General features: G+C 70.2%; 20 protein-coding genes and 1 riboswitch. Of the genes, 6 read left to right on the top strand and 14 right to left on the bottom strand.

All coding sequences use genetic code 11. The annotated features are described in order from the left end of the window. Window positions 1-51 precede the first annotated feature (51 nt). On the top strand, window positions 52-726 hold the full coding sequence (locus tag ACFY16_RS07460) for an N-acetylmuramoyl-L-alanine amidase (RefSeq protein ID WP_390646168.1): 675 nt from the start codon (window positions 52-54) through the stop codon (window positions 724-726). 89 nt (window positions 727-815) lie between these two features. Here the strand turns inward: ACFY16_RS07460 and ACFY16_RS07465 are convergent, their stop codons facing one another. From ACFY16_RS07465 to ACFY16_RS07475, 3 genes are all read right to left on the bottom strand, one after another. Beyond that, on the bottom strand, window positions 816-1985 hold the full coding sequence (locus ACFY16_RS07465; RefSeq protein WP_390646169.1) for a cysteine desulfurase family protein: 1170 nt from the start codon (window positions 1983-1985) through the stop codon (window positions 816-818). A 91-nt stretch (window positions 1986-2076) separates the two neighbouring features. Further along, the gene (locus ACFY16_RS07470; protein WP_390646170.1) at window positions 2077-2358 is read right to left on the bottom strand and encodes a DUF4190 domain-containing protein; all 282 of its coding nucleotides are present in this window, start codon (window positions 2356-2358) and stop codon (window positions 2077-2079) included. A gap of 50 nt (window positions 2359-2408) precedes the next feature. Beyond that, on the bottom strand, window positions 2409-2576 hold the full coding sequence (locus ACFY16_RS07475; protein WP_390646171.1) for a hypothetical protein: 168 nt from the start codon (window positions 2574-2576) through the stop codon (window positions 2409-2411). A 147-nt stretch (window positions 2577-2723) separates the two neighbouring features. On the opposite strand from ACFY16_RS07475, the gene ACFY16_RS07480 reads away from it, so the two are divergent. Continuing rightward, complete coding sequence (locus ACFY16_RS07480; protein WP_390646172.1) at window positions 2724-3350, top strand: TetR family transcriptional regulator; 627 nt, start codon at window positions 2724-2726, stop codon at window positions 3348-3350. 76 nt (window positions 3351-3426) lie between these two features. Here ACFY16_RS07480 and ACFY16_RS07485 read toward each other — a convergent pair whose 3' ends face one another. Both ACFY16_RS07485 and ACFY16_RS07490 read right to left on the bottom strand, forming a co-directional pair. Continuing rightward, complete coding sequence (locus tag ACFY16_RS07485; RefSeq protein WP_390646173.1) at window positions 3427-3780, bottom strand: hypothetical protein; 354 nt, start codon at window positions 3778-3780, stop codon at window positions 3427-3429. A 303-nt stretch (window positions 3781-4083) separates the two neighbouring features. Then, window positions 4084-4944 carry a thioesterase family protein gene (locus ACFY16_RS07490; RefSeq protein ID WP_390646174.1) on the bottom strand — a complete coding sequence of 287 codons (861 nt, stop codon included), beginning with the start codon at window positions 4942-4944 and terminating at the stop codon, window positions 4084-4086. A gap of 155 nt (window positions 4945-5099) precedes the next feature. Between ACFY16_RS07490 and ACFY16_RS07495 the strand changes: the two genes are divergently transcribed. After that, window positions 5100-6332: an alpha/beta hydrolase gene (locus tag ACFY16_RS07495; RefSeq protein WP_390646175.1), complete on the top strand. Its 1233-nt coding sequence runs from the start codon at window positions 5100-5102 to the stop codon at window positions 6330-6332. On the opposite strand, the gene ACFY16_RS07500 is transcribed toward ACFY16_RS07495, so the two are convergent. The 9 genes from ACFY16_RS07500 to ACFY16_RS07540 form a co-directional block, all read right to left on the bottom strand. Continuing rightward, entirely contained in the window at window positions 6241-6897 is a 657-nt protein-coding gene (locus tag ACFY16_RS07500) for a trimeric intracellular cation channel family protein (protein ID WP_390646176.1), read from the bottom strand. The two genes, ACFY16_RS07495 and ACFY16_RS07500, sit on opposite strands and share 92 nt — an antisense overlap. Before the next feature lie 168 nt (window positions 6898-7065). Then, on the bottom strand, window positions 7066-8379 hold the full coding sequence (locus tag ACFY16_RS07505; protein ID WP_390646177.1) for an ABC transporter ATP-binding protein: 1314 nt from the start codon (window positions 8377-8379) through the stop codon (window positions 7066-7068). Next, window positions 8376-9473 (bottom strand): ABC transporter ATP-binding protein, encoded by a 1098-nt coding sequence (locus tag ACFY16_RS07510; RefSeq protein ID WP_390646178.1) that lies wholly within the window; start codon window positions 9471-9473, stop codon window positions 8376-8378. Before ACFY16_RS07510 ends, ACFY16_RS07505 begins: the two co-directional genes overlap by 4 nt. After that, window positions 9470-10477 (bottom strand): ABC transporter permease, encoded by a 1008-nt coding sequence (locus ACFY16_RS07515; protein WP_390646179.1) that lies wholly within the window; start codon window positions 10475-10477, stop codon window positions 9470-9472. Before ACFY16_RS07515 ends, ACFY16_RS07510 begins: the two co-directional genes overlap by 4 nt. A 69-nt stretch (window positions 10478-10546) precedes the next feature. Continuing rightward, window positions 10547-12316 (bottom strand): ABC transporter substrate-binding protein, encoded by a 1770-nt coding sequence (locus ACFY16_RS07520; RefSeq protein WP_390646180.1) that lies wholly within the window; start codon window positions 12314-12316, stop codon window positions 10547-10549. A gap of 34 nt (window positions 12317-12350) precedes the next feature. Then, on the bottom strand, window positions 12351-13349 hold the full coding sequence (locus ACFY16_RS07525) for an ABC transporter permease (protein ID WP_390646181.1): 999 nt from the start codon (window positions 13347-13349) through the stop codon (window positions 12351-12353). Window positions 13350-14179: 830 nt separating this feature from the next. Further along, complete coding sequence (locus tag ACFY16_RS07530) at window positions 14180-14980, bottom strand: enhanced serine sensitivity protein SseB C-terminal domain-containing protein (protein WP_390646182.1); 801 nt, start codon at window positions 14978-14980, stop codon at window positions 14180-14182. Window positions 14981-15116: 136 nt separating this feature from the next. After that, entirely contained in the window at window positions 15117-15920 is an 804-nt protein-coding gene (locus tag ACFY16_RS07535) for an enhanced serine sensitivity protein SseB (RefSeq protein WP_390646183.1), read from the bottom strand. Between the two features lie 209 nt (window positions 15921-16129). After that, window positions 16130-16804 (bottom strand): AAA family ATPase, encoded by a 675-nt coding sequence (locus ACFY16_RS07540; protein WP_390646681.1) that lies wholly within the window; start codon window positions 16802-16804, stop codon window positions 16130-16132. A 170-nt stretch (window positions 16805-16974) separates the two neighbouring features. Beyond that, a riboswitch (glycine riboswitch) is annotated at window positions 16975-17076 on the top strand. A gap of 183 nt (window positions 17077-17259) precedes the next feature. Between ACFY16_RS07540 and gcvT the strand changes: the two genes are divergently transcribed. From gcvT to glyA, 3 genes are all read left to right on the top strand, one after another. Further along, entirely contained in the window at window positions 17260-18378 is a 1119-nt protein-coding gene (gene gcvT / locus ACFY16_RS07545; RefSeq protein WP_390646184.1) for a glycine cleavage system aminomethyltransferase GcvT, read from the top strand. A 117-nt stretch (window positions 18379-18495) separates the two neighbouring features. Further along, the gene (gene gcvH / locus ACFY16_RS07550; RefSeq protein WP_351152428.1) at window positions 18496-18873 is read left to right on the top strand and encodes a glycine cleavage system protein GcvH; all 378 of its coding nucleotides are present in this window, start codon (window positions 18496-18498) and stop codon (window positions 18871-18873) included. 14 nt (window positions 18874-18887) lie between these two features. Continuing rightward, on the top strand, window positions 18888-20150 hold the full coding sequence (glyA, locus tag ACFY16_RS07555) for a serine hydroxymethyltransferase (RefSeq protein ID WP_390646185.1): 1263 nt from the start codon (window positions 18888-18890) through the stop codon (window positions 20148-20150). Window positions 20151-20173 lie beyond the last annotated feature (23 nt).

Here is a 20173-nt window from a genome sequence, read left to right on the forward strand (position 1 = left end):
AGAGTAAGGGGGCGCGGGAACCGAATCCCGCGAGTATCCGTTCTCGATCACATGGGGGAGACTCAGGCGGGGGCGAAGAAGAGCGACTCGGACCGGCGGATCGGGCGGCGGGCCCTGCTGGTCGGCGGGGTCGCGGCCGCCGTGGGCACCGCCGCGCTGGCGCGCGACGAGCTGGCGCACCTGTGGTGGCGGCTGCCGGGCGTGGAGAAGCCGCGGGTGGCGGGGGCGGTCGACTTCCGGGGTGCGCAGTGGGTGGCCGCGTCCCAGGCGAACTTCCGGCGGGCGGACCGGCCGGACGACTACTCCGTCGACATGGTCGTCATCCATGTCACCCAGGGCAGCTTCGACAGCGCGGTGAAGGTCTTCCAGGATCCGGGGCACAAGGCCGCCGCGCACTACATCGTCCGCAAGGACGGGCACATCACCCAGATGATCCGCGAGCTGGACGTGGCGTTCCATGCGGGGAACCGGGAGTACAACGAGCGGAGCGTCGGCATCGAGCACGAGGGCTTCGTGGAGCGCGCCTCCTCGTTCACCGACGCGATGTACGCCGCCTCGGCCCGCCTGACGGCGGGAATATGCGCGCGGTACGGCATACCCGTCGACCGTGAGCACATCATCGGGCACGTGGAGGTGCCGGGGACGGATCACACGGACCCGGGGAAGTACTGGGACTGGGACCGGTACATGCGGCTCGTGCGGGAGGCGGGCGCTCCTCCCGCGTAGCCGCGACGCGGTCCTGGACGGGCCGGCGGGACGCGGGCCGGTGCGGTGCGCGCCCTCGCGTCAGTGGTGCCGCCAGGGCGGAACAGGCCCTAGGTCAGCCCCGCCGCCCGGGCCCGTTCCACCGCCGGGCCGATCGCCTTGGCGACCGCTTCGACGTCGGCCTCCGTGGAGGTGTGCCCCAGGGAGAAGCGGAGGGTGCCGCGGGCCAGGTCCGGGTCGGTGCCGGTGGCGAGGAGGACATGGCTGGGCTGGGCGACGCCGGCGGTGCAGGCGGAGCCGGTGGAGCACTCGATGCCCTGGGCGTCCAGCAGCAGGAGCAGGGAGTCGCCCTCGCAGCCCGGGAAGGTGAAGTGGGCGTTCGCCGGCAGGCGGCCGGCCGGGGAGGGGTCGCCGCCCAGGATCGCGTCGGGCACCGCCGCACGGACCATGGTGATCAGGTCGTCGCGCAGGGCGCCGATCTCGCGGGCGAACCACTCACGCCGCTCGGCCGCCAGCCGGCCCGCGACACCGAAGGAGGCGATCGCCGGGACGTCGAGGGTGCCGGAGCGGACGTGGCGCTCCTGGCCGCCGCCGTGCAGGACGGGTACGGGGGTGTACTCGCGGCCGAGGAGGAGGGCGCCGATGCCGTACGGGCCGCCGATCTTGTGGCCCGAGACCGTCATCGCGGCGAGGCCGGAGCCGGCGAAGTCGACGGGAACCTGACCGAAGGCCTGGACCGCGTCGGCGTGCAGCGGGACACCGAACTCCCCTGCCACGTCGGCGAGTTCGCGGACCGGCAGGACCGTGCCGATCTCGTTGTTGGCCCACATCACGGTGGCCAGGGCGACATCGTCCGGGTCGCGGGCGATGGCCTCGCGCAGGGCCTCGGGGTGGACTCGGCCGTAGGAGTCGACCGGGAGGTACTCGACCGTGGCGCCCTCGTGTTCGCCCAGCCAGTGGACGGCGTCGAGGACCGCGTGGTGTTCGACGGGGCTGGCGAGAACCCGGGTGCGGCGCGGGTCGGCGGCGCGACGGGACCAGTACAGGCCCTTGACGGCGAGGTTGTCGGCCTCGGTGCCGCCGGAGGTGAAGACGACCTCGCTGGGGCGGGCGCCGAGCGCTTCCGCGAGGATTTCGCGGGACTCCTCGACCGTTCGGCGGGCCTTGCGGCCGGATGCGTGAAGGGAGGACGCGTTGCCGGTGACGCCCAGCTGGGCGGTCAGGGCCTCTGCCGCCTCCGGGAGCATGGGGGTGGTCGCGGCGTGGTCGAGGTATGCCATGGTGGGGCCGATTCTACGGGCCCCGGTGACCGGTCCGGGGTTGCGGGCACCCTTGCCCGGGGCCGGGACCGGCGTCAGCCGGTTCCCGGCCTCAGAAACTCCACGACACCGTGCTGTCCGCCTGCACGAACGCCACCAGCACCAGCAGGTCGGCGATCCCCAGGCCCAGGCCCAGGTAGGCGCGGCCGCGGCGGGCCGTGCCGCGCCACAGGGCCACTGCCGCCAGGACGATGGCTACCGGGCCGAGGAAGAGGTTGAGGACGAGGAGGCCGAGCAGGCCGAGGATGAAGGACGCGACGGCCATGCCGTCGGCGTCGCGCGTGCCCGCGTCGCGGGTGCCGGTGGGGCGCGTAGCCGGTGCGGTGAGTTGCATGAGGGTCAGCTCCCGAGGGTCGGACGAGTGGAAGGACGAGTGGCGACAGGTCAGTTCGTCGACGTGCCGCGCCGGCGGCCGTGCCGCTCGCGCAGCGCGAAGATGCCGAGCCAGGCCGCGATCACGGCGGCGGCGACGACGGTGAAGGTCAGCGGCGCGTGGGCCACAGTGCCCATGACAACGCCGAGCAGAAGAAGTGCGGCGACGAGGAACAGCATGGGATCGGATCCCCCTCCGAGATACCTCTCGCGGATACCTCTCGTTACGTTTCGGTGAACGGTTGTAGTTACAGTTGTTCACTGACTTCTGAGTCTAGCGCGCCCGGCGGCTTTTCAATTCCGGAGAACAGTTGTTAACTGGGTGTCATGAGTCACACCCTCGGCATCCGGCAGGCCCAGAAGCAGAAGACCCGACAGTCGCTCCTGGAAGCGGCGTTGGGCCTCCTGGAGGAGCAGAGCCTGAGCAGTCTCGGCCTGCGCGAGGTCACCCGCGCCGTCGGAGTCGCGCCGACCGCCTTCTACCGGCACTTCCGCTCCACCGCGGACCTCGGCGTGGCCCTGGTCGAGGAGGCGCTCGGCAGCCTGCACCCGATGATCCGGACGACGGTCACCGACGCCGGCACCAGCGAGGAACGCATAGCCCGGGCCGTGCAGTTGATCGCCCGCCATGTGGACGCGTACCCCGCCCATGTCCGCTTCATCGCCCGCGAGCGTCACGGCGGGGTGCAGCCGGTGCGGGAGGCCATCCGGGACCAACTGGTCCGGTTCGCCGAGGAAGTGCGGGACGAGCTGGCCAAAGACCCCGAGTCCGAGGGATGGAGCGACGACGACCTGCTGATGCTCGCCCACCTCTACGTCGACCAGATGCTCATCACCGCCTCGCTCTTCCTGGAGGCCCTGGAGGCGCCGGAGGAGGAGCGGGAACGCGTCACGCAGGTCGCGACCCGGCAGATGCGGCTCATCAGCATCGGCCGGCACCACTGGCTCAGGTGACCGGGGGTCCCGCGAACACACAGGGGCGCCGCGCTCGTTCACCGAGCGCGGCGCCCCTGTCGTACGGCGTCCCGGGTCAGCCCTGCTGGGCCTGACCGCTCTGCCGGCCGCCCGGGCCGCCGCAGCCACCGCCCTGACCGCCGCCGGGACCACCCAGCCCGCCGCCGGGCGCACCGCTCGGCATACCCGACGGGGCGCCCGAGGGGTTGCCGCCGGGCGCGCCCGGCGGCATGCCCGACGGCGCTCCTGAGGGGGCGCCGCTCGGCCGCCCGGACGCGTTCCCGGTCGGCATGCCGGACGGTGCCTGACAGGCCTGCTGCCCGGAGTTGCCACTGTTCGAGGACGACGAGTCACCCGAGCCGCAGGCCACCAGGACCAGAGGCGAGAGCGCCAGCAGAGCCGCTGCGGGGACGAGACGCACACGCTTCATGAGAGACAACTCCAAGGAATATGAGGGAGCCTTGAGAAGCGCACTCAACCAACGGCCCTTAAGGCTTCCTTGGGGCCCTACTGTCCCCGGCCTGTCAATCAGGTAAAGCACGACCCAAGGCACCGCGCTGACCTGGACTTTCAGCCGGATCCCTCGGCTACTCGCTGGTTCTCCCTCGGCGTCGCCCACGCCGCCCTCCCCGAAGGGCCGCGTGACGGGCGTCCCTTCGAGCCGCTCGTAGGGCCGACCCCCGAAAGAGCCGGCCCTACGCGCGGCCGGCCGCGCGGCTGGGCCGGGAGCCCCTCAGCCGAGCCTGACCCTGGCCAGCTGGCGTGACTGCGCCACCAGCCGGTCGGCGCTGTCCCAGACCTCGGCGTCCTCCTCCAGGAAGCCGCCGGCGAGGTTGCGGGTGGTGATGGAGACGCGCAGCGGGCCCGGAGCGGGGCGGCAGCGGACGTGGACCGTGAGCTCCACCGTCGGGACCCAGCCGGACAGGCCGATCTCGAAGGCGGTGGGCGGGAGGGCGTCCACCGCGAGCAGGAGGGACAGCGGGTCGGCGTCGCGGCCGTCGGCGAGGCCGAACCAGGCCCGCATCTCCCCCTTGCCGGACGGCTGTCCGAGCGCCCAGCCCAGGGTCGACGGGTCGAGCTTGAGGAACAGGCGGTCGGCGATGGCCGAGCTGCCGGGGACGGGGCTCGGACCGTCCTGGGGGCCGAAGCACTGCTCCAGCGGCGGGATCGCGGGCGGCTTCGCCGACGTACGGACGTCGTCGGGGAGGGAGTCGAGGTCGCCGTAGGAGGCGAGGACGCGGATCCGCTCGACCTCGTTGCCCTCGTCGTCGTACTGGAAGAGCGCGGCCTGGCCGGTGGAGAGCGTGCGGCCGGTGCGGACGAGGTCGGTGCGGACGACCGCCGGGCCGGGCTGCGACGCCGTCAGGTAGTGCGCCGAGATCGTGAACGGGTCCGGGTGCGGCAGGGCGTCGGCGAGGGCGCGGCCCAGGACGGCCAGCAGATAGCCGCCGTTGACAGCGCTGATGATCGTCCAGCCGGGCGAGAGGTCGATGTCGTAGACGCCGGGTTCGCGACGGGTGAGCGCGGTGTCCCGGTCGAACTCGCTGTCGCCGATCGTGGCCTGCACGGCCGGTGCGGAAGCTGCTTCTGGCATACCTGAACCGTACAAGAAGTAACTACTAAGCGGTAGCTTTGGATATTGCCATTACGTGACATCCGGCCGCGCACCCGGGTGAGGTTCCGGCAATTTCTTGGTAAGTGCCCGTACTCGTCCGTAACCCGGGGCCCCTGATTGCCCTCTATGGGGACATGAGCCTCACCGGGACTGCGTTCCTCACCACCCTGATCGTGCTGTCCGTCGTCGCCGTCGCGCTGCCGCTGCTGCTGTGGTCGCGGATGCGGGGACCGAGGGTCGTACGCCTGGCCGTCCGGATGGTGATGCTGCTGTTCGCCCAGGTCACGGCCGTCGCCCTGGTCTTCACTCTGGTCAACAACGCCAACAACCTCTACGACAACTGGGCCGACCTCCTCGGCACCGGCAGCCATGTCCAGCAGGCGGCCGACCTCGGTTCGGACGGCACCGGCGGCATAGCGCTGGAACGGCTGCCCCGGGTCGGACAGCGCTTCACCCGCGCCGACGGACGGGGCATGCAGGCCGCCGGCGGGGTCCGCGTCACCCAGCTGAAGGGCCGGGTCTCCGGCGTCGACGCCGAGGTCTACGTCTGGCTGCCGCCGCAGTACGACGAGCCCGCCTACCGGCACCACAGGTTCCCCGTCGTCGAGGTGCTGCCGGGCTATCCCGGCTCGGCGAAGGCGTGGTTCGGCTCGTTGCGCGCGCACGAGCAGCTGCTGCCGCTGATGCGCTCCGGCCAGATCGCGCCGTTCATCCTGGTCGCCCCGCGGACCACGCTCCTCGCCGGGGTGGACACCGGCTGCGCGAACGTCCCGGGCACGGTCAACGCCGACACCTGGCTCAGCGTCGACGTGCCGAAGATGGTCATGGACAACTTCCGGGCCGAGCCCGCGCCCGGCGGCTGGGCGGTCGCGGGTTACTCGGCCGGGGCGCACTGCGCGGTCAAGCTCGCCGTCGCCCACCCCGACCGCTACCGGGCCGCGGTGAGCCTGTCCGGCTACAACGACCCGATCGGCGAACGCGACTCGCTCACCGCCCAGAACCCGGCCCTGCGCGCCGAGAACAATCCCTACCTGCTGCTGCGCGGGGCGAGCACCCCGCCCCCCGTCGCGCTCTACCTCTCCGGCCAGCCCCACGACGGCTACGAGGCCGCCGTGGCCCTGGAACAGACCGCGCGGCCGCCGACGTTCGTACACGTGGAGTACGTCCCGAGGAGCGCGGGCGGCCACACCATGGCGCTGTGGCGGCCGCAGGTGGTCCCGGCGTTCCGCTGGCTGACCCAGCAGCTGGGCCCGCACCACGTCGCCGTCAGGGGCGCTACTCCTCTCGTACCGTCGACCGGCGATTCCACGCGCGCGGCGCTCGCCAGTGGTACTTCATCGCGAGCAGGCGCAGAACGAAGGCAGTGAGGGCGGCGAATCCGCTGGCCAGCGGGGTGAGGACGTCGTAGCGGATGCACACCACGACCATGATGGCGCCGACCATGGCCGGCACCGCGTACAGGTCGCGGTCCCAGCGCAGCAGCGACGGCACCTCGTTGGCCAGCACGTCCCGCAGCACGCCGCCGCCGACGGCGGTGGCGAGTCCGAGGGCGGCCGACTGGGGCAGCCCGAGCCCGTAGTCGTACGCCTTCGTCGTGCCGGCGACGCAGAACAGGCCGAGGCCTGCCGCGTCGAAGACGTTCACGCCGACCTGGATGCGCTCCACGTGGGGGTGCAGGAAGACGACCAGGAGGGCGGCGAGCAGCGGTGTGAGGAAGTAGCCCAGGTCCGTGAACGCGGCCGGCGGCACCGCGCCGATGATCAGGTCGCGGAACAGTCCTCCGCCCAGCGCGGTCACCTCGGCGAGGACGGCGATGCCGAAGACGTCGAAGTTCTTGCGGACGGCCAGCAGCGCACCCGAGATGGCGAACACGAAGATGCCGATCAGGTCGAGCGTGTGCTGGACGGAAGGGCTGAACAGTTGCTGGAGCACCCTCACATTCTTACCTGCCGAAGCCTATGGACCTTACAAAGCGAGGCCTGCGGGGGTGGTTGCTCCTGAACATGCCGAACGGGAGACCGCCATGAGTCGTCTGCGGACGCGGACGACTCTGCGCTCCCCCGTTTGGGCATGTGCATGACTTCGGTATCTCGTCATGCGCTACTTGTCGGTCGACTCCTGCTTCTCGGCGTCACCGGGCTCGGCGTCACCGGGCTCGTCAGAAGCCTCGGCGGAAGCCGCTTCCTCGGACGGGGCCGCCTCCTCGGACGGGGCCGCCTCCTCGGCGGCAGGCGTCCCCTCGGTGGAAGCCATCTCCGCGGCCACCGCCGCCGACGTCTCGGCCGACTCCGCGAGGACTTCGTCCGCCACCAGCTCCGCGGCCTCCTTGGCGGCGGTCAGCAGCACCGTGTCCTGCGGGGCCTGGTCCGCGAAGTTCTCCGGGTGGTGGCAGGCGACCTGCTGGCCGGGCCGCAGCTCGATGAGCTTGGGCTCGGTCGTCCGGCAGATCTCCGTCGCCTTCCAGCACCGGGTGTGGAACCGGCAGCCGCTCGGCGGCGAGATCGGCGAGGGCACATCCCCCTTGAGCAGGATGCGCTCGCTCTTGGCACCCCGGCGCTTGGGATCCGGGACCGGCACCGCCGACATGAGCGCCTTGGTGTACGGGTGCATCGGTGACTCGTACAGCGAGGTGCGGTCGGCGAGTTCGACGATCTTCCCGAGGTACATCACCGCGATGCGGTCCGAGACATGGCGTACCACGGACAGGTCGTGCGCGATGATCACGTAGGTCAGGCCCAGCTCCTGCTGGAGGTCGTCCATCAGGTTGACGACCTGGGCCTGGATCGACACGTCGAGCGCGGAGACCGGCTCGTCGGCGACGACCAGCTTCGGCTTCAGGGCGAGCGCGCGGGCGATGCCGATGCGCTGGCGCTGACCGCCGGAGAACTCGTGCGGGTAGCGGTTGTAGTGCTCGGGGCTCAGACCCACCAGCTCGAGGAGCCGCTGGACCTCCTTCTTCACCCCGCCCTCCGGTTCCACGCCCTGGAGCCGGAAGGGCGCCGAGACGATCCCGCCGATGGTGTGCCGCGGGTTCAGCGAACCGTAGGGGTCCTGGAAGATCATCTGGATGTCCCGCCGCAGCGGACGCATCCCGGCCGAGTTCAGCCTCGTGATGTCCTTGCCCTCGAAGTGGATCGAGCCGCCGGTCGGGTCCTGGAGCCGCGTGATGACCCGGCCCATCGTCGACTTGCCGCAGCCCGACTCACCGACCACGCCGAGGGTCTCGCCCTTGCGTACCTCGAAGTCGAGACCGTCGACCGCCTTGACCGCGCCGACCTGCCGCTGGAGCACGCCTTTGCGGATCGGGAAGTGCTTCTGCAGGCCCTCGACCTTGAGCAGCACCTCCCGCTCCTCGGGAGCCGACGCCTGCTGGGGAACCGAGGAGGCCACGTCCGTTTTCTTCGTCTCACTCACAGCTTCGGCGCAATCTCTTCGGTCCAGATCCGCGTACGGTCCTCCGGCGAGAGGTGGCACGCGGAGAAGTGTCCGCTGCCGACCGGCTGGAGCTCCGGGCGCACGGTACGGGTGACATCGCCCTTGGGGACGTCCGCGTACGGGCAGCGGGGGTGGAAGGCGCAGCCCGAGGGGACGTTGATGAGGCTCGGCGGCTGACCCTTGACCGGGATGAGCCGCTCGGAGGTCTCGCGGTCGATGCGGGGCATCGAGCCGAGCAGACCCCAGGTGTACGGGTGCTGCGGCCGCTCGAAGACGTCGTCCACCGAACCTCGCTCCACGCACCGGCCGCCGTACATCACCAGGACGTCGTCGGCGATCTCGGCGACCACGCCGAGGTCGTGGGTGATGAGGACGACCGCGGAGCCGAACTCCTTCTGCAGGTCCCGGATGAGGTCGAGGATCTGCGCCTGGACGGTCACGTCGAGGGCGGTCGTCGGCTCGTCCGCGATGAGCAGCTCGGGGTTGTTGACCAGCGCCATGGCGATCATCGCGCGCTGACGCATACCGCCGGAGAACTCGTGCGGGTAGCTGTCCACGCGCTTGGCCGGCTCGGGGATGCCGACCCGGTCGAGCATCTCGACCGCCCGCTTGCGGGCGACCTTCTTGCTGACGTCGTGGTGGACCCGGTACGCCTCCACGATCTGGTTGCCGATCGTGTAGTACGGGTGCATCGCGGACAGCGGGTCCTGGAAGATCATCGCCATCTCGCGGCCGCGCAGCCGGCGCACCTCGTCCGGGTCGGCGCCGACCAGCTCCTTGCCGCCGAGCCAGATCTCGCCGGACATCTGCACGTTCTTGCCGCGCGCGCCGAGCCGGTGCAGGCCCATGATCGCCAGCGAGGTGACGGACTTGCCGGAGCCGGACTCGCCCACGATGCAGAGGGTCTTGCCCTTCTCCACCTGGAAGCTGAGCCCGTCGACGGACTTGACCAGACCGTCGTCGGTGGGGAAGTGCACCTTGAGGTCGCGGACCGCGAGGAACGCGTCGGGCGCGTTCGCCGGCGAGCTCGTGGGTTCGCCCACGGCGGCACCGGTCTTGGAGAGTTCGGTCACGAGAGCCTCACGCGAGGGTCGGCGGCGGCGTACAGCAGGTCCACCAGGAGATTTGCGATCACGACGAAGACGGCGGCGAGCAGGGTGACGCCGAGGATCGGGGGCAGGTCGTTGTCGGTGATGCCCTGCACCGCGTACTGGCCGATGCCGGGCAGCGAGAACACGCTCTCGGTGATCACGGCGCCGCCGAGCAGCAGGCCCAGGTCCATACCGAAGACGGTGATGATCGGGGTCAGCGCGGCCCGCAGCCCGTGCCGGGCCACGACCTTGCGCTCGCGCAGGCCCTTGGCGCGGGCCGTGCGGATGAAGTCCTCATTCATCGTCTCCAGCATGCCCGAGCGGGTGAGCCGCGCGTAGATGGCGGAGTAGAGGAGGGCCAGAGAACACCACGCGGGGAAGAGCGTGTTGGCCCACTGGGCCGGATTCTCGGTGAACGGTACGTAGGTGCGGCCGAAGATCGGCCACTGGTAGGTGAAGAGCAGCAGCGCCAGGTTGCCCGTGAAGAACATGGGCAGCGAGACACCCGCGAGCGCGACGCCCATGAAGGAGCGGTCGAAGAAGCTGCGGGGCTTGAGCGCGGAGACCACGCCGATCAGCACACCGGACACCAGCCACAGCACGGCGGCGCCGGCAGCCAGCGAGATCGTCACTGGAAGGCGCGAGGTGAGCTGCGGCCACACCGCGACGTGGTTCTTGAAGGAGTAACCGAAGCACGGCGCGTCGCAGTGCGCCGTCGTGGGCCCCAGGTTGTAGGTGGCACCGGACACGATCCCCTTGATGAAGTGCCAGTACTGGGCGTACAAGGGCTGGTCCAGACCGAGGTTCTGCTTGACTGCGGCGATGTCGGCCTTCGTCGGGCTCTTTCCGATGTACTGCTGCGCGAGCTGGTCGGCGGTCTGGCCGGCCATCCGGGGCAGCAGGAAGAAGATCGCGAAGGTGACCGCGGTGACGACCAACAGCAGGATCACTGCCGCGAACGTCCGACGGAGGATGTACGAGATCACGGGGACCGGCGTCGGTGCCCGCGGGCCGCGAAGCCCGCGGGCACCAATGCCTTCACCTGCCTTCCGGGGCTACTTCTTGGTCGTGCCGATGTTGAGGTAGTCGTACTGACCGCTGAAGGCCGCCGTGGACACCAGGTTGGTGTAGTTGGCCGGGCGGTACAGCAGGACCTTGAAGTAGGTCAGCGGGACGAGCGCCGCCAGGTCCATCGTGCGCTTGTCGATCTCGGCGTACTGGCTGTTGCGCTTGGCCTCGTCCTGGGTGGCGATGGCCGTCTCCAGCATCTCGTTGACCTGCTTGTCATCGAGGTACGAGATGTTGGTGTTGCCGGACGCACCGATCGCGTCGCCGTGCAGGATCTGCTGCAGGAAGCCGTAGCCGCCGGGCCAGTCGGCACCCCACTGCATCATGTGCAGACCGATGTTCTGCTTCTTGTCGAACGTCGGCACACCCGCGTAGTCGGTGAAGTACTTGCCCGACGGGTACTGCTTGAGGGTGGCGTTGATGCCGACCTTCTTCAGCGAGGCGATGATCGCGGTGGCCGCGTCGATCTCCTGCTGACGGTCGCTGCGCGCCGAGATGTTGGTGGTGATGGTCGACTTGCCGCAGGCCTTCAGCTGCTCCTTGGCCTTGGCGACGTCACCCTTGTTGCCCGTGGTGGCGTAGACGTCTGCCTTCTGGTAGCCCGGGATGTCCGGCGGCAGGACGGTGGTGGCGATGTCACCGCGGATCGGGCCGCCCTCGGCGGTCTGCACGGAGACCTTGTCGATGGCGTACTCGACGGCCTTGCGGCAGGCGACGTTGTCGAACGGCGCGACCTGGGTGTTGATCGCCATGTAGACCAGGCGGCCACCGTAGGTGTTGTCGGTGTTGGCCTTCAGAGCGGCGTCGTTGACGACCTTCGCCTGCGTCGCGGCCTGGACACCCGTACCGCCGAGGTCGATCGCGTCACCGGCCTGGACGTCCTGGTCGATGGTCTCGGCGTTGACCTTGAGCTTGACGACGATCTTGTCCGGGTACTGCTTGCGCAGCGGGTCCGTCGCCGCGTCCCAGTTCTTGTTGCGGACGAGGACGGCCTGCTTGCCCTCCTCGTAGCTCTGGAACTGGTACGAGCCCGAGGACACGATGCTCTTGACGTAGTCGATGCCGGTGTCCTTGGCCTGCGGCACCGGAGCCGTCTGCGGCGTCGCGACCAGGTAGTCGAACTCCTGGAAGGCGCGGTTGAGCTTGAAGACGATCGTGGTGTCGTCCGGCGTCTCGATGGACTTCAGGCCCTCGGCGCTCTTGTCCTTGTAGGGACCCTTGTACTTGTCGCCGCCCTCGAGGAACTGCTGGAAGTAGTTCGGGCCGAGGGAGAGCACGTCACGCGCGAAGTTGGAGCGCTCGACGGCGTACTTGACGTCCTTCGAGGTGATCGCGGTGCCGTCCTGGTACTTCAGGCCCGAACGCAGCTTGTACGTCCAGGTCTTGCCGCCGTCGCTCGGCACACCCGCGCTCGCGGCGAGGTCCGGGACCAGCGTGTTGCCCTCCTCGCCCGCACCGGGCTTGAAGGTCATCAGCGGGCGGGCGTACAGCCGGCTGAGGTTGTACATGTACGCGTAGTACGTGTTGCCGGGGTCGAAGGAGTCCGGGACGTCGCTGTACTCGTACGTGACCGTCCCACCCTTCTGGGTGGAGGCGTTGACGACGCCCTTGGTCGCTGCGTTGGCCCCAGCCGACTTGTTCCCGTTTTCCTTGTTGTCATCGGCCTTGCTGCAACCTGCAAGCAGCAGGCTCACACTGCCGATGGCCGCGACCGCGGCCAGCGCTGACCTTCGCATGATGGTCTGCTTCCCCTCCATTGTCGGAAACTTGTGGACTCTCACCGCGGCCGGATCAGCGGCTGCGCGGGTCGAGAGCGTCGCGGAGACCGTCGCCGAGCAGATTGAACGCCAGCACGGTCACGAAGATGGCGAGACCAGGCACGATCATGTACTCCGGGTCCACCTGGTAGAAGTCGACCGCCTGGTTGAGCATGCCGCCCCAGGACGCCTGCGGGGGCTGGATGCCGACGCCGAGGAAGCTCAGGGACGCCTCGAAGAGGATGTTGGTCGGGATGAGCAGCGTCGAGTAGACGATGATCGGGCCCACGAGGTTCGGCAGCAGCTCCCGGAAGAGGATGTACGGGCCCCTGGCCCCCATCCCCCGCGAGGCGTCGACGAACTCCCGCTCACGCAGGGCCAGCGTCTGGCCGCGGACGATACGGCCCAGATAGGGCCAGTTGAAGAAGCCGATGACGAAGATCAGCACGCTGATGTGCAGCGGCAGGCCCTCCAGCCCGAAGGCACCGCCCTGCAGGGTGGCGGAGATGGCGATCGCGAACAGCAGCAGGGGGAACGCCAGGAAGGTGTCCATCAGCCGGCTGATGATCGTGTCGACCCGCCCGCCGTAGTAGCCGGCCACCACACCGAGGACCGCGCCGATCGTGTTCGACAGGATCGTGGCGCCGAAGGCGACGACCAGCGACACCCAGGAGCCCTCCAGGATGCGGGTGGCGATGTCGCGGCCGAACTTCGGCTCCACACCGAGCGGGTGGTCCCAGCTCATGCCGCCGAAGTCGCCCTTGGGCAGCGAGGTGTTGGGGTCGATGAGGTCCTGGTGCAGGGCGTTCGGATCCAGGCCGAACAGCGCCTGGAGGGGCCGGGAGAGCACCGCGAGCAGGATGAGCAGGATGACGATCACGCCACCGGCGACCGCCACCTTGTCCTTCTTGAAGCGGGACCAGGCGATCTGCCCCAGGGAACGGCCCTCGATCTGCCCCTTCTCGACGCCGACGAGCACAGCCTCCGGCTGTGCCTCGGCTGCCGATCCGGTGGTCTCGATCGGTGCGGTCACGGTGACCCGACCCCTCTCGCCGGTGGTGACCGGCCTTCATCCGCCGCTGTAGGCGGCTTGGTTCACTTACCTGCTACGCGGCCTGCGCCGATGAGTGCGGCCCAGCTGTCCAGTTGATCCCGGATTGGCACCGATGGGTACGCACTCGCTGGATCCATGGCCTCGCGTCTGAGAAGGCGAGTATTCGACGCCTTCACGATCACACGCCAGGCCTCACGGAGAATGTATGCGCAACCGTGATGCCGATCTGGGTGTTCCGTTATCCGAACACGGGGCATCGCCCTCCGGAGATCGGCCTTCCGGCTCCACACGTCGCGATGCGAACGGGCTCCCCCGGCATGGCACTTGCCGGGCCCGAACGGCGTGGCCGACTTCTGTCTCGCCGACGCGGCGACCCATCGGTGGCGTGCGCTCTGTTCGGTCACGACGAGAACCGCTCCGGCCGCCGCCGGAACGGCAGTCGGCGAGTCCTGGGCGTGCGGCTCGCCCACCACCGTCGGCCGGCCCATGGCGGGTGGCTCGCCCACCACCGTCGCCCGAACTCACGGCTGCTGAGCGGCCGGTCCGGTCTCCCGAGCCGGCCGACCGTCCGTCCGGCATGCGCCCGGCCGACCAGGACCTGTCCGGCCGGTCGAGCTGGAGCCGGAGGTCAGGTCGAGCCGGAGGTCGGATCGGGCCGGAGGCCGGAGGTCAGTTCGAGCCGACGCCGGAGGTCAGGTCGAGCCGTAGCCAGCGGTTCAGGTCGAGCCGAAGCCAGCAGTTCAGTTCAAACCGAAGCCAGAGGTCAGTTCAAACCGAAGCCAGAGGCCAGTTGGAACCGAAGCCGACGGTCAGTAGGGGCGCGAGCCCGGGTAGCCGTAATCGCCCGCGGGAGCCTGGGCCGGGGCGGGCGCCGCGTGGGCCTCGCGGTCGTAGAAGGGGCGGGCGTTGGCCCGCATCCACATCACGACCGGGTCGTGCTCGTCGGACATCGCCACGGTCGACACCGGCAGCCCGTCCGGCACCGCGCCGATGGACTGCTGCATCATCCCGCGGACGGAGTCGACGGCGGGCGGCGAGGTGTCGTACACGTCGAGGCCGATGGCGAGGTACGGCGCCCCGAGCGCGGGCTGCACCCAGGCGCGGCGCAGCGCGCGGACCGCCGGGGTGCGGTGGGCGTTCTGCGCGAGCAGGGCGTAGAACTGGGGGATCTCGATTCCGGGCTCGGACAGCCGCAGCGGGCCGGCCGGCTGGCGTTCCAGGCCCGTCGCGATCCGGCGCAGGTCGAGCCAGGGGATGCCGAGGCCGCCGCCGGGGGCGTGCGGGTTCAGCCAGAGGCCGAAGTGGTCGGGGTACAGCGTGCGGGCGACGTCGAGGCCGTCCACCACCTCGTACGAACGGTTCCAGCCGCTGGCCGAGAGTTCCTGGGCGGAGGTGACACAGGGCGCGTAGCCGTAGCCGTTGACCTCCATGTTCCCGTACTGGGCGTCGGGGGAGCCGGCCTGGCCGTGCCACAGCAGCATCCAGACCTGGCCGGAGGACGGGGTCGCGAGCGCACGAAGGAGCGCCTCGTAGGCGTCGTAACGCCCGGGCGTCACCTGGCGCAGCATGTGCTCGACCTGCCCGGTCGCGGCAGTGCCGCTCGCGCTCACCCTTTACCGCCCCTTCGAGAAACGTGGCCTTGGATATGAAACCACCTTAGGTGGCTCGTTAGACAACAGCCGCCCAGGAGTTCGGGGGTTGTTCTGCGTTCGGGGGTTGTTCCGCGTCGGCGGGCGCGGTCGGTTCTCAGTGGTCCCGTTGGTAGAACGGGCGTACCCGCTCCCGCATCCAGTCCGTCACCGGGTCCTCGACCACGTCCAGGAGGACGAGGTTCACCGGCCACTGGACGGCGACCTTGGCGAGCGCCCGGCCGAGTGCGTCCAGCGGGAGGACGCGCAGGTCGCCCTCCCACTGGGACAGTTCGACGCCGACGAACAGGACGGGATCGCCGGTCTCGATGGCGGCCAGGCAGCGGCGGGCGGTGAGTACGACGCCGATGTCGGCGAACTCGGCCGAGGCCGCGGCGAGGAAGTCCACCGGGTCGTCCTGCCAGTCGGGCTCGAACAGCCGCACCCGGCCGCCGCCGGCGAACCCGTCGAGCGGGGTCCGCCCGCTCCGGCACAGCTCGGCCACGGCGGCCGGCGGGAGCGGGATGCCCACCACGCCGTCCGGGTTCACGACGATGCCGACCTGCGGCGGCAGACCGCGGGCGAACTCCACGGCGGGCGCGACGGTGTACGACATGTGCGAGCCGACGACCTGCCGGAACTGCTCCTCGGAGCTGAAGACCGGCACGTACACCTGGCCCTCGATCTCCAGCGTGGGCAGGTCGAGAGGGCCGCTGTGCGGGCCTCCGCCGTTGGGCAGCGGCACCCAGACGAAGCTGCGGCCGAGCACCTCGACGATCCGTCCGCCGGCCGTCGGGACGCCGAGGGAGGCGGCGAGCACCTCCTCCAGCTCGTTGCCGGGCCATCCGCCGTGCGGATGGGGGTGCGTCTGCGCGGGGAAGCCCGCCGGGAAGTCCGCGGGAAGGTCCGCCGGGAAGTCCATCTCTCTACCGCCTGCTGGGAACCGCTGCTGTGGCTGAAAAGGCTAACCGGTACGAACCCCGACTGAATCGTCCCGGAGACCGATCCACCTCCGGGCCGCCCGTCGGCGGATCACCCCGGAGGCAGGTCCGAAGCTGGTCCGGAGCAGGTCCGAAGCAAGTCCGGCTCCGGTCCGGATCAGGTCCGGCTCCGGTACCGCTCAGGTCCGGCTCAGCTCGTGAAGGCGATCCGTCGCAGCACGTCCGCCGCGTCCCGGTCCAGCAGTACCGCCGAGCCGCAGCCCGGGGGCAGCTCGCCCTTCTCCACGGCGCGCAGCAGGCGGGCGGCCGCGCGGCGGTGGCGCAGGAAGGCGTAGCGCGAGACGCCGCGGCCCCGGTCGCGCTGGCCCTCGAGCGCCGTGCCGGGGGTGACGTCGAGCAGCAGCAGGTGCAGGGTGCCGCCCCGGCGGCGGGCCTCGCGGGCCAGCCAGTCGCGCACCCAGGCCTGAGTGCCGCAGTCGTGCACGACCACTCCCTCACCGGTGCGCAGCGCGCGGCGCAGTCCGGCGTAGTGGGCGAGGCGGACGAGCGGGCGGTAGACGGCGTACGGCAGGAAGCGCGGCGCCCGGGCGTCCCAGCGGTCGCGGGTGTCCTGGGAGTCGATGCGTACGCCCCGCACCGCGCGCCGCATCAGCGTGGACTTGCCGCTGCCGGGCAGGCCGGTGATCACGACCAGGTCGCGGGGGCCGAAGACCAGGCCGTGCGGGCTGTGCCGGGAGCGCTCGCGCAGATCGCGGACGACCGGCGCCGACCGCGGGCCGCACGCCTCCACGGCCGGGGCCGCGGGCTGCTTGGGCAGTGCCGCGGCCGAGCTGGTGGCGTACGCCGTGATCCTGTTCACCGTGATCGTCCTCCCCTGGGGTCAGGTAAGTCCTTTCCCCGCCGAGCGTAAAGAGAAGGTAATGCGCGGTGTCTCGTGTTTTCGTTCGCGTACCGCCACAGCCCGGTTACAGATGCGGCCTGCCCTTGCCGGGCGATGCGTGCAATGATGTCCGCGCCAACTGCATACCGGCCGCTTGAATCCGCGCGGGAGAGTCCCCAGCAGCAGTGCTGCACCGGGGCGCCGAAGGAGCAAGTCCCTCCCTTGAATCTCTCAGGCCCCGTTACCGCGCGGGCGAGGCACATCTGAAAAGCGGGCCGCTGCGACAGCGGCTCCACCCAAGGTGCAAACCATGATCACGTGTGGTCATGGTGAACCTCTCAGGTTCCGATGACAGATGGGGAGGAACTACCTCGCCCTCCCCCACGCTCGACTTCGCTCGCGCGGGAGGTGCCCCCATCGCCCTTGGAGACGACCGACCGATGAGCAGCACCCCACTCCGTCACACCGCCCTCGATGCCCTGCATCGCTCGCTCGGCGCGACCATGACCGACTTCGCCGGCTGGGACATGCCCCTGCGCTACGGCTCCGAGCGCGACGAGCACAACGCGGTGCGCACCAGGGCCGGCCTGTTCGACCTCTCGCACATGGGTGAGATCACGGTCACGGGGCCGGAAGCGGCGCGGCTGCTCAACTACGCCCTGGTCGGCAACATCGCCTCCGTCGGCGCCGGCCGCGCCCGCTACACCATGATCTGCCGGGCCGACGGCGGCATCCTCGACGACCTGATCGTCTACCGGCTGGGCGAGACGGAGTACATGGTCGTCGCCAACGCCTCCAACGCCCAGGTCGTGCTGGACGCGCTCGTGGAGCGTTCCGCCGGCTTCGACGCCGAGGTGCGGGACGACCGGGACGCGTACGCGCTGATCGCGGTCCAGGGCCCGGAATCCCCCGGCATCCTCAAGTCCCTCACCGACGCCGACCTCGACGGCCTGAAGTACTACGCGGGCCTGCCCGGCACCGTCGCCGGCGTCCCCGCGCTCATCGCCCGCACCGGATACACCGGCGAGGACGGCTTCGAGCTGTTCGTGAAACCCGAGCACGCCGTCGAACTGTGGCAGGCCCTGACCAAGGCCGGCGAGGGCGTCGGCCTGGTCCCCTGCGGCCTGTCCTGCCGGGACACGCTGCGCCTGGAGGCGGGCATGCCGCTGTACGGGCACGAGCTGAGCACCTCCCTGACGCCCTTCGACGCGGGGCTCGGGCGGGTCGTGAAGTTCGACAAGGACGGCGACTTCGTGGGGCGTACGGCGCTGGAGGCGGCGGCCGAGCGCGCCGCTTCGCAGCCCCCGCGTGTCCTCGTCGGCCTGGTCGCCGAGGGCCGCCGCGTCCCCCGCGCCGGGTACGCCGTCGTCGCCGGCGGCGAGGTGATCGGCGAGGTCACCTCCGGCGCCCCCTCCCCCACGCTGGGCAAGCCGATCGCCATGGCGTACGTCGACGCGGCACACGCGGCGCCGGGCACGCCGGGAGTCGGCGTGGACATCCGAGGCAGCCACGAGCCGTACGAGGTCGTGGCGCTGCCGTTCTACAAGCGCCAGAAGTAACACTGAGCGCGGTCCTTACGTCCCTTACGTGACACCGCGCACATTTCCGCTGCTCACCAGCGGTTCCAGCAGCCCCCCATTCACCAGCACTCCCCCGCGTACAGGAGAATTCAGGCCATGAGCAACCCCCAGCAGCTGCGCTACAGCAAGGAGCACGAGTGGCTGTCGGGCGCCGAGGACGGCGTCTCGACAGTCGGCATCACGGAGCACGCGGCCAACGCGCTCGGCGATGTCGTCTTCGTCCAGCTCCCGGAGGTCGGTGACACGGTGGCCGCGGGCGAGACCTGCGGCGAGCTGGAGTCGACCAAGTCGGTCAGCGACCTGTACTCCCCTGTCAACGGTGAGGTCACCGAGGTCAACGAGGACGTGGTGAACGATCCGTCGCTGGTGAACTCGGCCCCCTTCGAGGGCGGCTGGCTGTTCAAGGTGCGCGTGGCGGAGGAGCCGGCCGACCTGCTCTCCGCCGACGAGTACACCGCTTTTTCCGCCGGCTGAGGAGTCACGTACACATGTCGCTTCTGAACACGCCCCTGCACGAGCTCGACCCGGACATCGCCGCCGCCGTCGACGCCGAGCTGCACCGCCAGCAGTCCACCCTCGAGATGATCGCCTCCGAGAACTTCGCGCCGGCCGCGGTCATGGAGGCGCAGGGCTCGGTCCTCACCAACAAGTACGCCGAGGGCTACCCGGGCCGCCGCTACTACGGCGGCTGCGAGCACGTCGACGTCGCCGAGCAGATCGCCATCGACCGGGTGAAGGAGCTGTTCGGCGCCGAGTACGCCAACGTGCAGCCCCACTCGGGCGCCTCCGCCAACCAGGCCGCGCTGTTCGCGCTCGCCCAGCCCGGCGACACCATCCTCGGCCTGGACCTGGCCCACGGCGGCCATCTCACCCACGGGATGCGGCTGAACTTCTCCGGCAAGCAGTTCAACGTGGTCGCGTACCACGTGGACGACTCCGGCCTGGTCGACATGGCCGAGGTCGAGCGGCTCGCCAAGGAGCACCGCCCGAAGGTGATCATCGCGGGCTGGTCGGCGTACCCGCGGCAGCTGGACTTCGCGGAGTTCCGCCGGATCGCGGACGAGGTCGAGGCCTACCTGTGGGTCGACATGGCGCACTTCGCGGGCCTGGTCGCGGCCGGGCTGCACCCGAACCCGGTGCCGTACGCGGACGTGGTCACCTCCACCACCCACAAGACGCTGGGCGGGCCCCGCGGCGGGATCATCCTCGCGAAGAAGGACTTCGCGAAGAAGCTGAACTCGTCCGTCTTCCCGGGCTTCCAGGGCGGTCCCCTGGAACACGTGATCGCGGCCAAGGCGGTCTCCTTCAAGGTCGCCGCGAGCGAGGACTTCAAGGAGCGCCAGCGCCGTACGGTCGACGGCGCGCGGATCCTCGCCGAGCGGCTCACCGCACCGGACGCCCGCGAGGCCGGCGTGAACGTCCTGTCGGGCGGCACCGACGTCCACCTGATCCTGGTCGACCTGCGCGAGTCCGAGCTGGACGGCCAGCAGGCCGAAGACCGCCTCCACGAGGTCGGCATCACGGTCAACCGCAACGCCGTCCCGAACGACCCGCGCCCGCCGATGGTGACGTCGGGCCTGCGGATCGGCACGCCGGCCCTGGCCACCCGCGGCTTCCGGGCCGAGGACTTCGCCGAGGTCGCGGACGTGATCGCGGAGGCGCTGAAGCCGTCCTACGACGTCGAGGCGCTGAAGTCCCGGGTCAAGGCCCTGGCCGACAAGCACCCGCTCTACCCCACCCTGGGGCAGTAGTACCGCTGTACGGGGGCACCGCG

It is taken from the genome of Streptomyces sp. NPDC001315, from assembly GCF_042896175.1.
Classification (GTDB): domain Bacteria; phylum Actinomycetota; class Actinomycetes; order Streptomycetales; family Streptomycetaceae; genus Streptomyces.

What these genes read in the sequence shown, in the direction of transcription:
- gcvT (WP_390646184.1), top strand. Translation starts at nt 17,260, where the DNA reads ATGAGCAGCACCCCACTCCGTCACACCGCCCTCGATGCCCTGCATCGC.
- gcvH (WP_351152428.1), top strand. Translation starts at nt 18,496, where the DNA reads ATGAGCAACCCCCAGCAGCTGCGCTACAGCAAGGAGCACGAGTGGCTG.
- ACFY16_RS07495 (WP_390646175.1), top strand. Translation starts at nt 5,100, where the DNA reads ATGAGCCTCACCGGGACTGCGTTCCTCACCACCCTGATCGTGCTGTCC.
- ACFY16_RS07460 (WP_390646168.1), top strand. Translation starts at nt 52, where the DNA reads ATGGGGGAGACTCAGGCGGGGGCGAAGAAGAGCGACTCGGACCGGCGG.
- ACFY16_RS07475 (WP_390646171.1), bottom strand. Translation starts at nt 2,576, where the DNA reads ATGCTGTTCCTCGTCGCCGCACTTCTTCTGCTCGGCGTTGTCATGGGC.
- ACFY16_RS07520 (WP_390646180.1), bottom strand. Translation starts at nt 12,316, where the DNA reads ATGGAGGGGAAGCAGACCATCATGCGAAGGTCAGCGCTGGCCGCGGTC.
- ACFY16_RS07485 (WP_390646173.1), bottom strand. Translation starts at nt 3,780, where the DNA reads ATGAAGCGTGTGCGTCTCGTCCCCGCAGCGGCTCTGCTGGCGCTCTCG.
- ACFY16_RS07490 (WP_390646174.1), bottom strand. Translation starts at nt 4,944, where the DNA reads ATGCCAGAAGCAGCTTCCGCACCGGCCGTGCAGGCCACGATCGGCGAC.
- ACFY16_RS07535 (WP_390646183.1), bottom strand. Translation starts at nt 15,920, where the DNA reads ATGGACTTCCCGGCGGACCTTCCCGCGGACTTCCCGGCGGGCTTCCCC.
- glyA (WP_390646185.1), top strand. Translation starts at nt 18,888, where the DNA reads ATGTCGCTTCTGAACACGCCCCTGCACGAGCTCGACCCGGACATCGCC.
- ACFY16_RS07465 (WP_390646169.1), bottom strand. Translation starts at nt 1,985, where the DNA reads ATGGCATACCTCGACCACGCCGCGACCACCCCCATGCTCCCGGAGGCG.
- ACFY16_RS07470 (WP_390646170.1), bottom strand. Translation starts at nt 2,358, where the DNA reads ATGCAACTCACCGCACCGGCTACGCGCCCCACCGGCACCCGCGACGCG.
- ACFY16_RS07480 (WP_390646172.1), top strand. Translation starts at nt 2,724, where the DNA reads ATGAGTCACACCCTCGGCATCCGGCAGGCCCAGAAGCAGAAGACCCGA.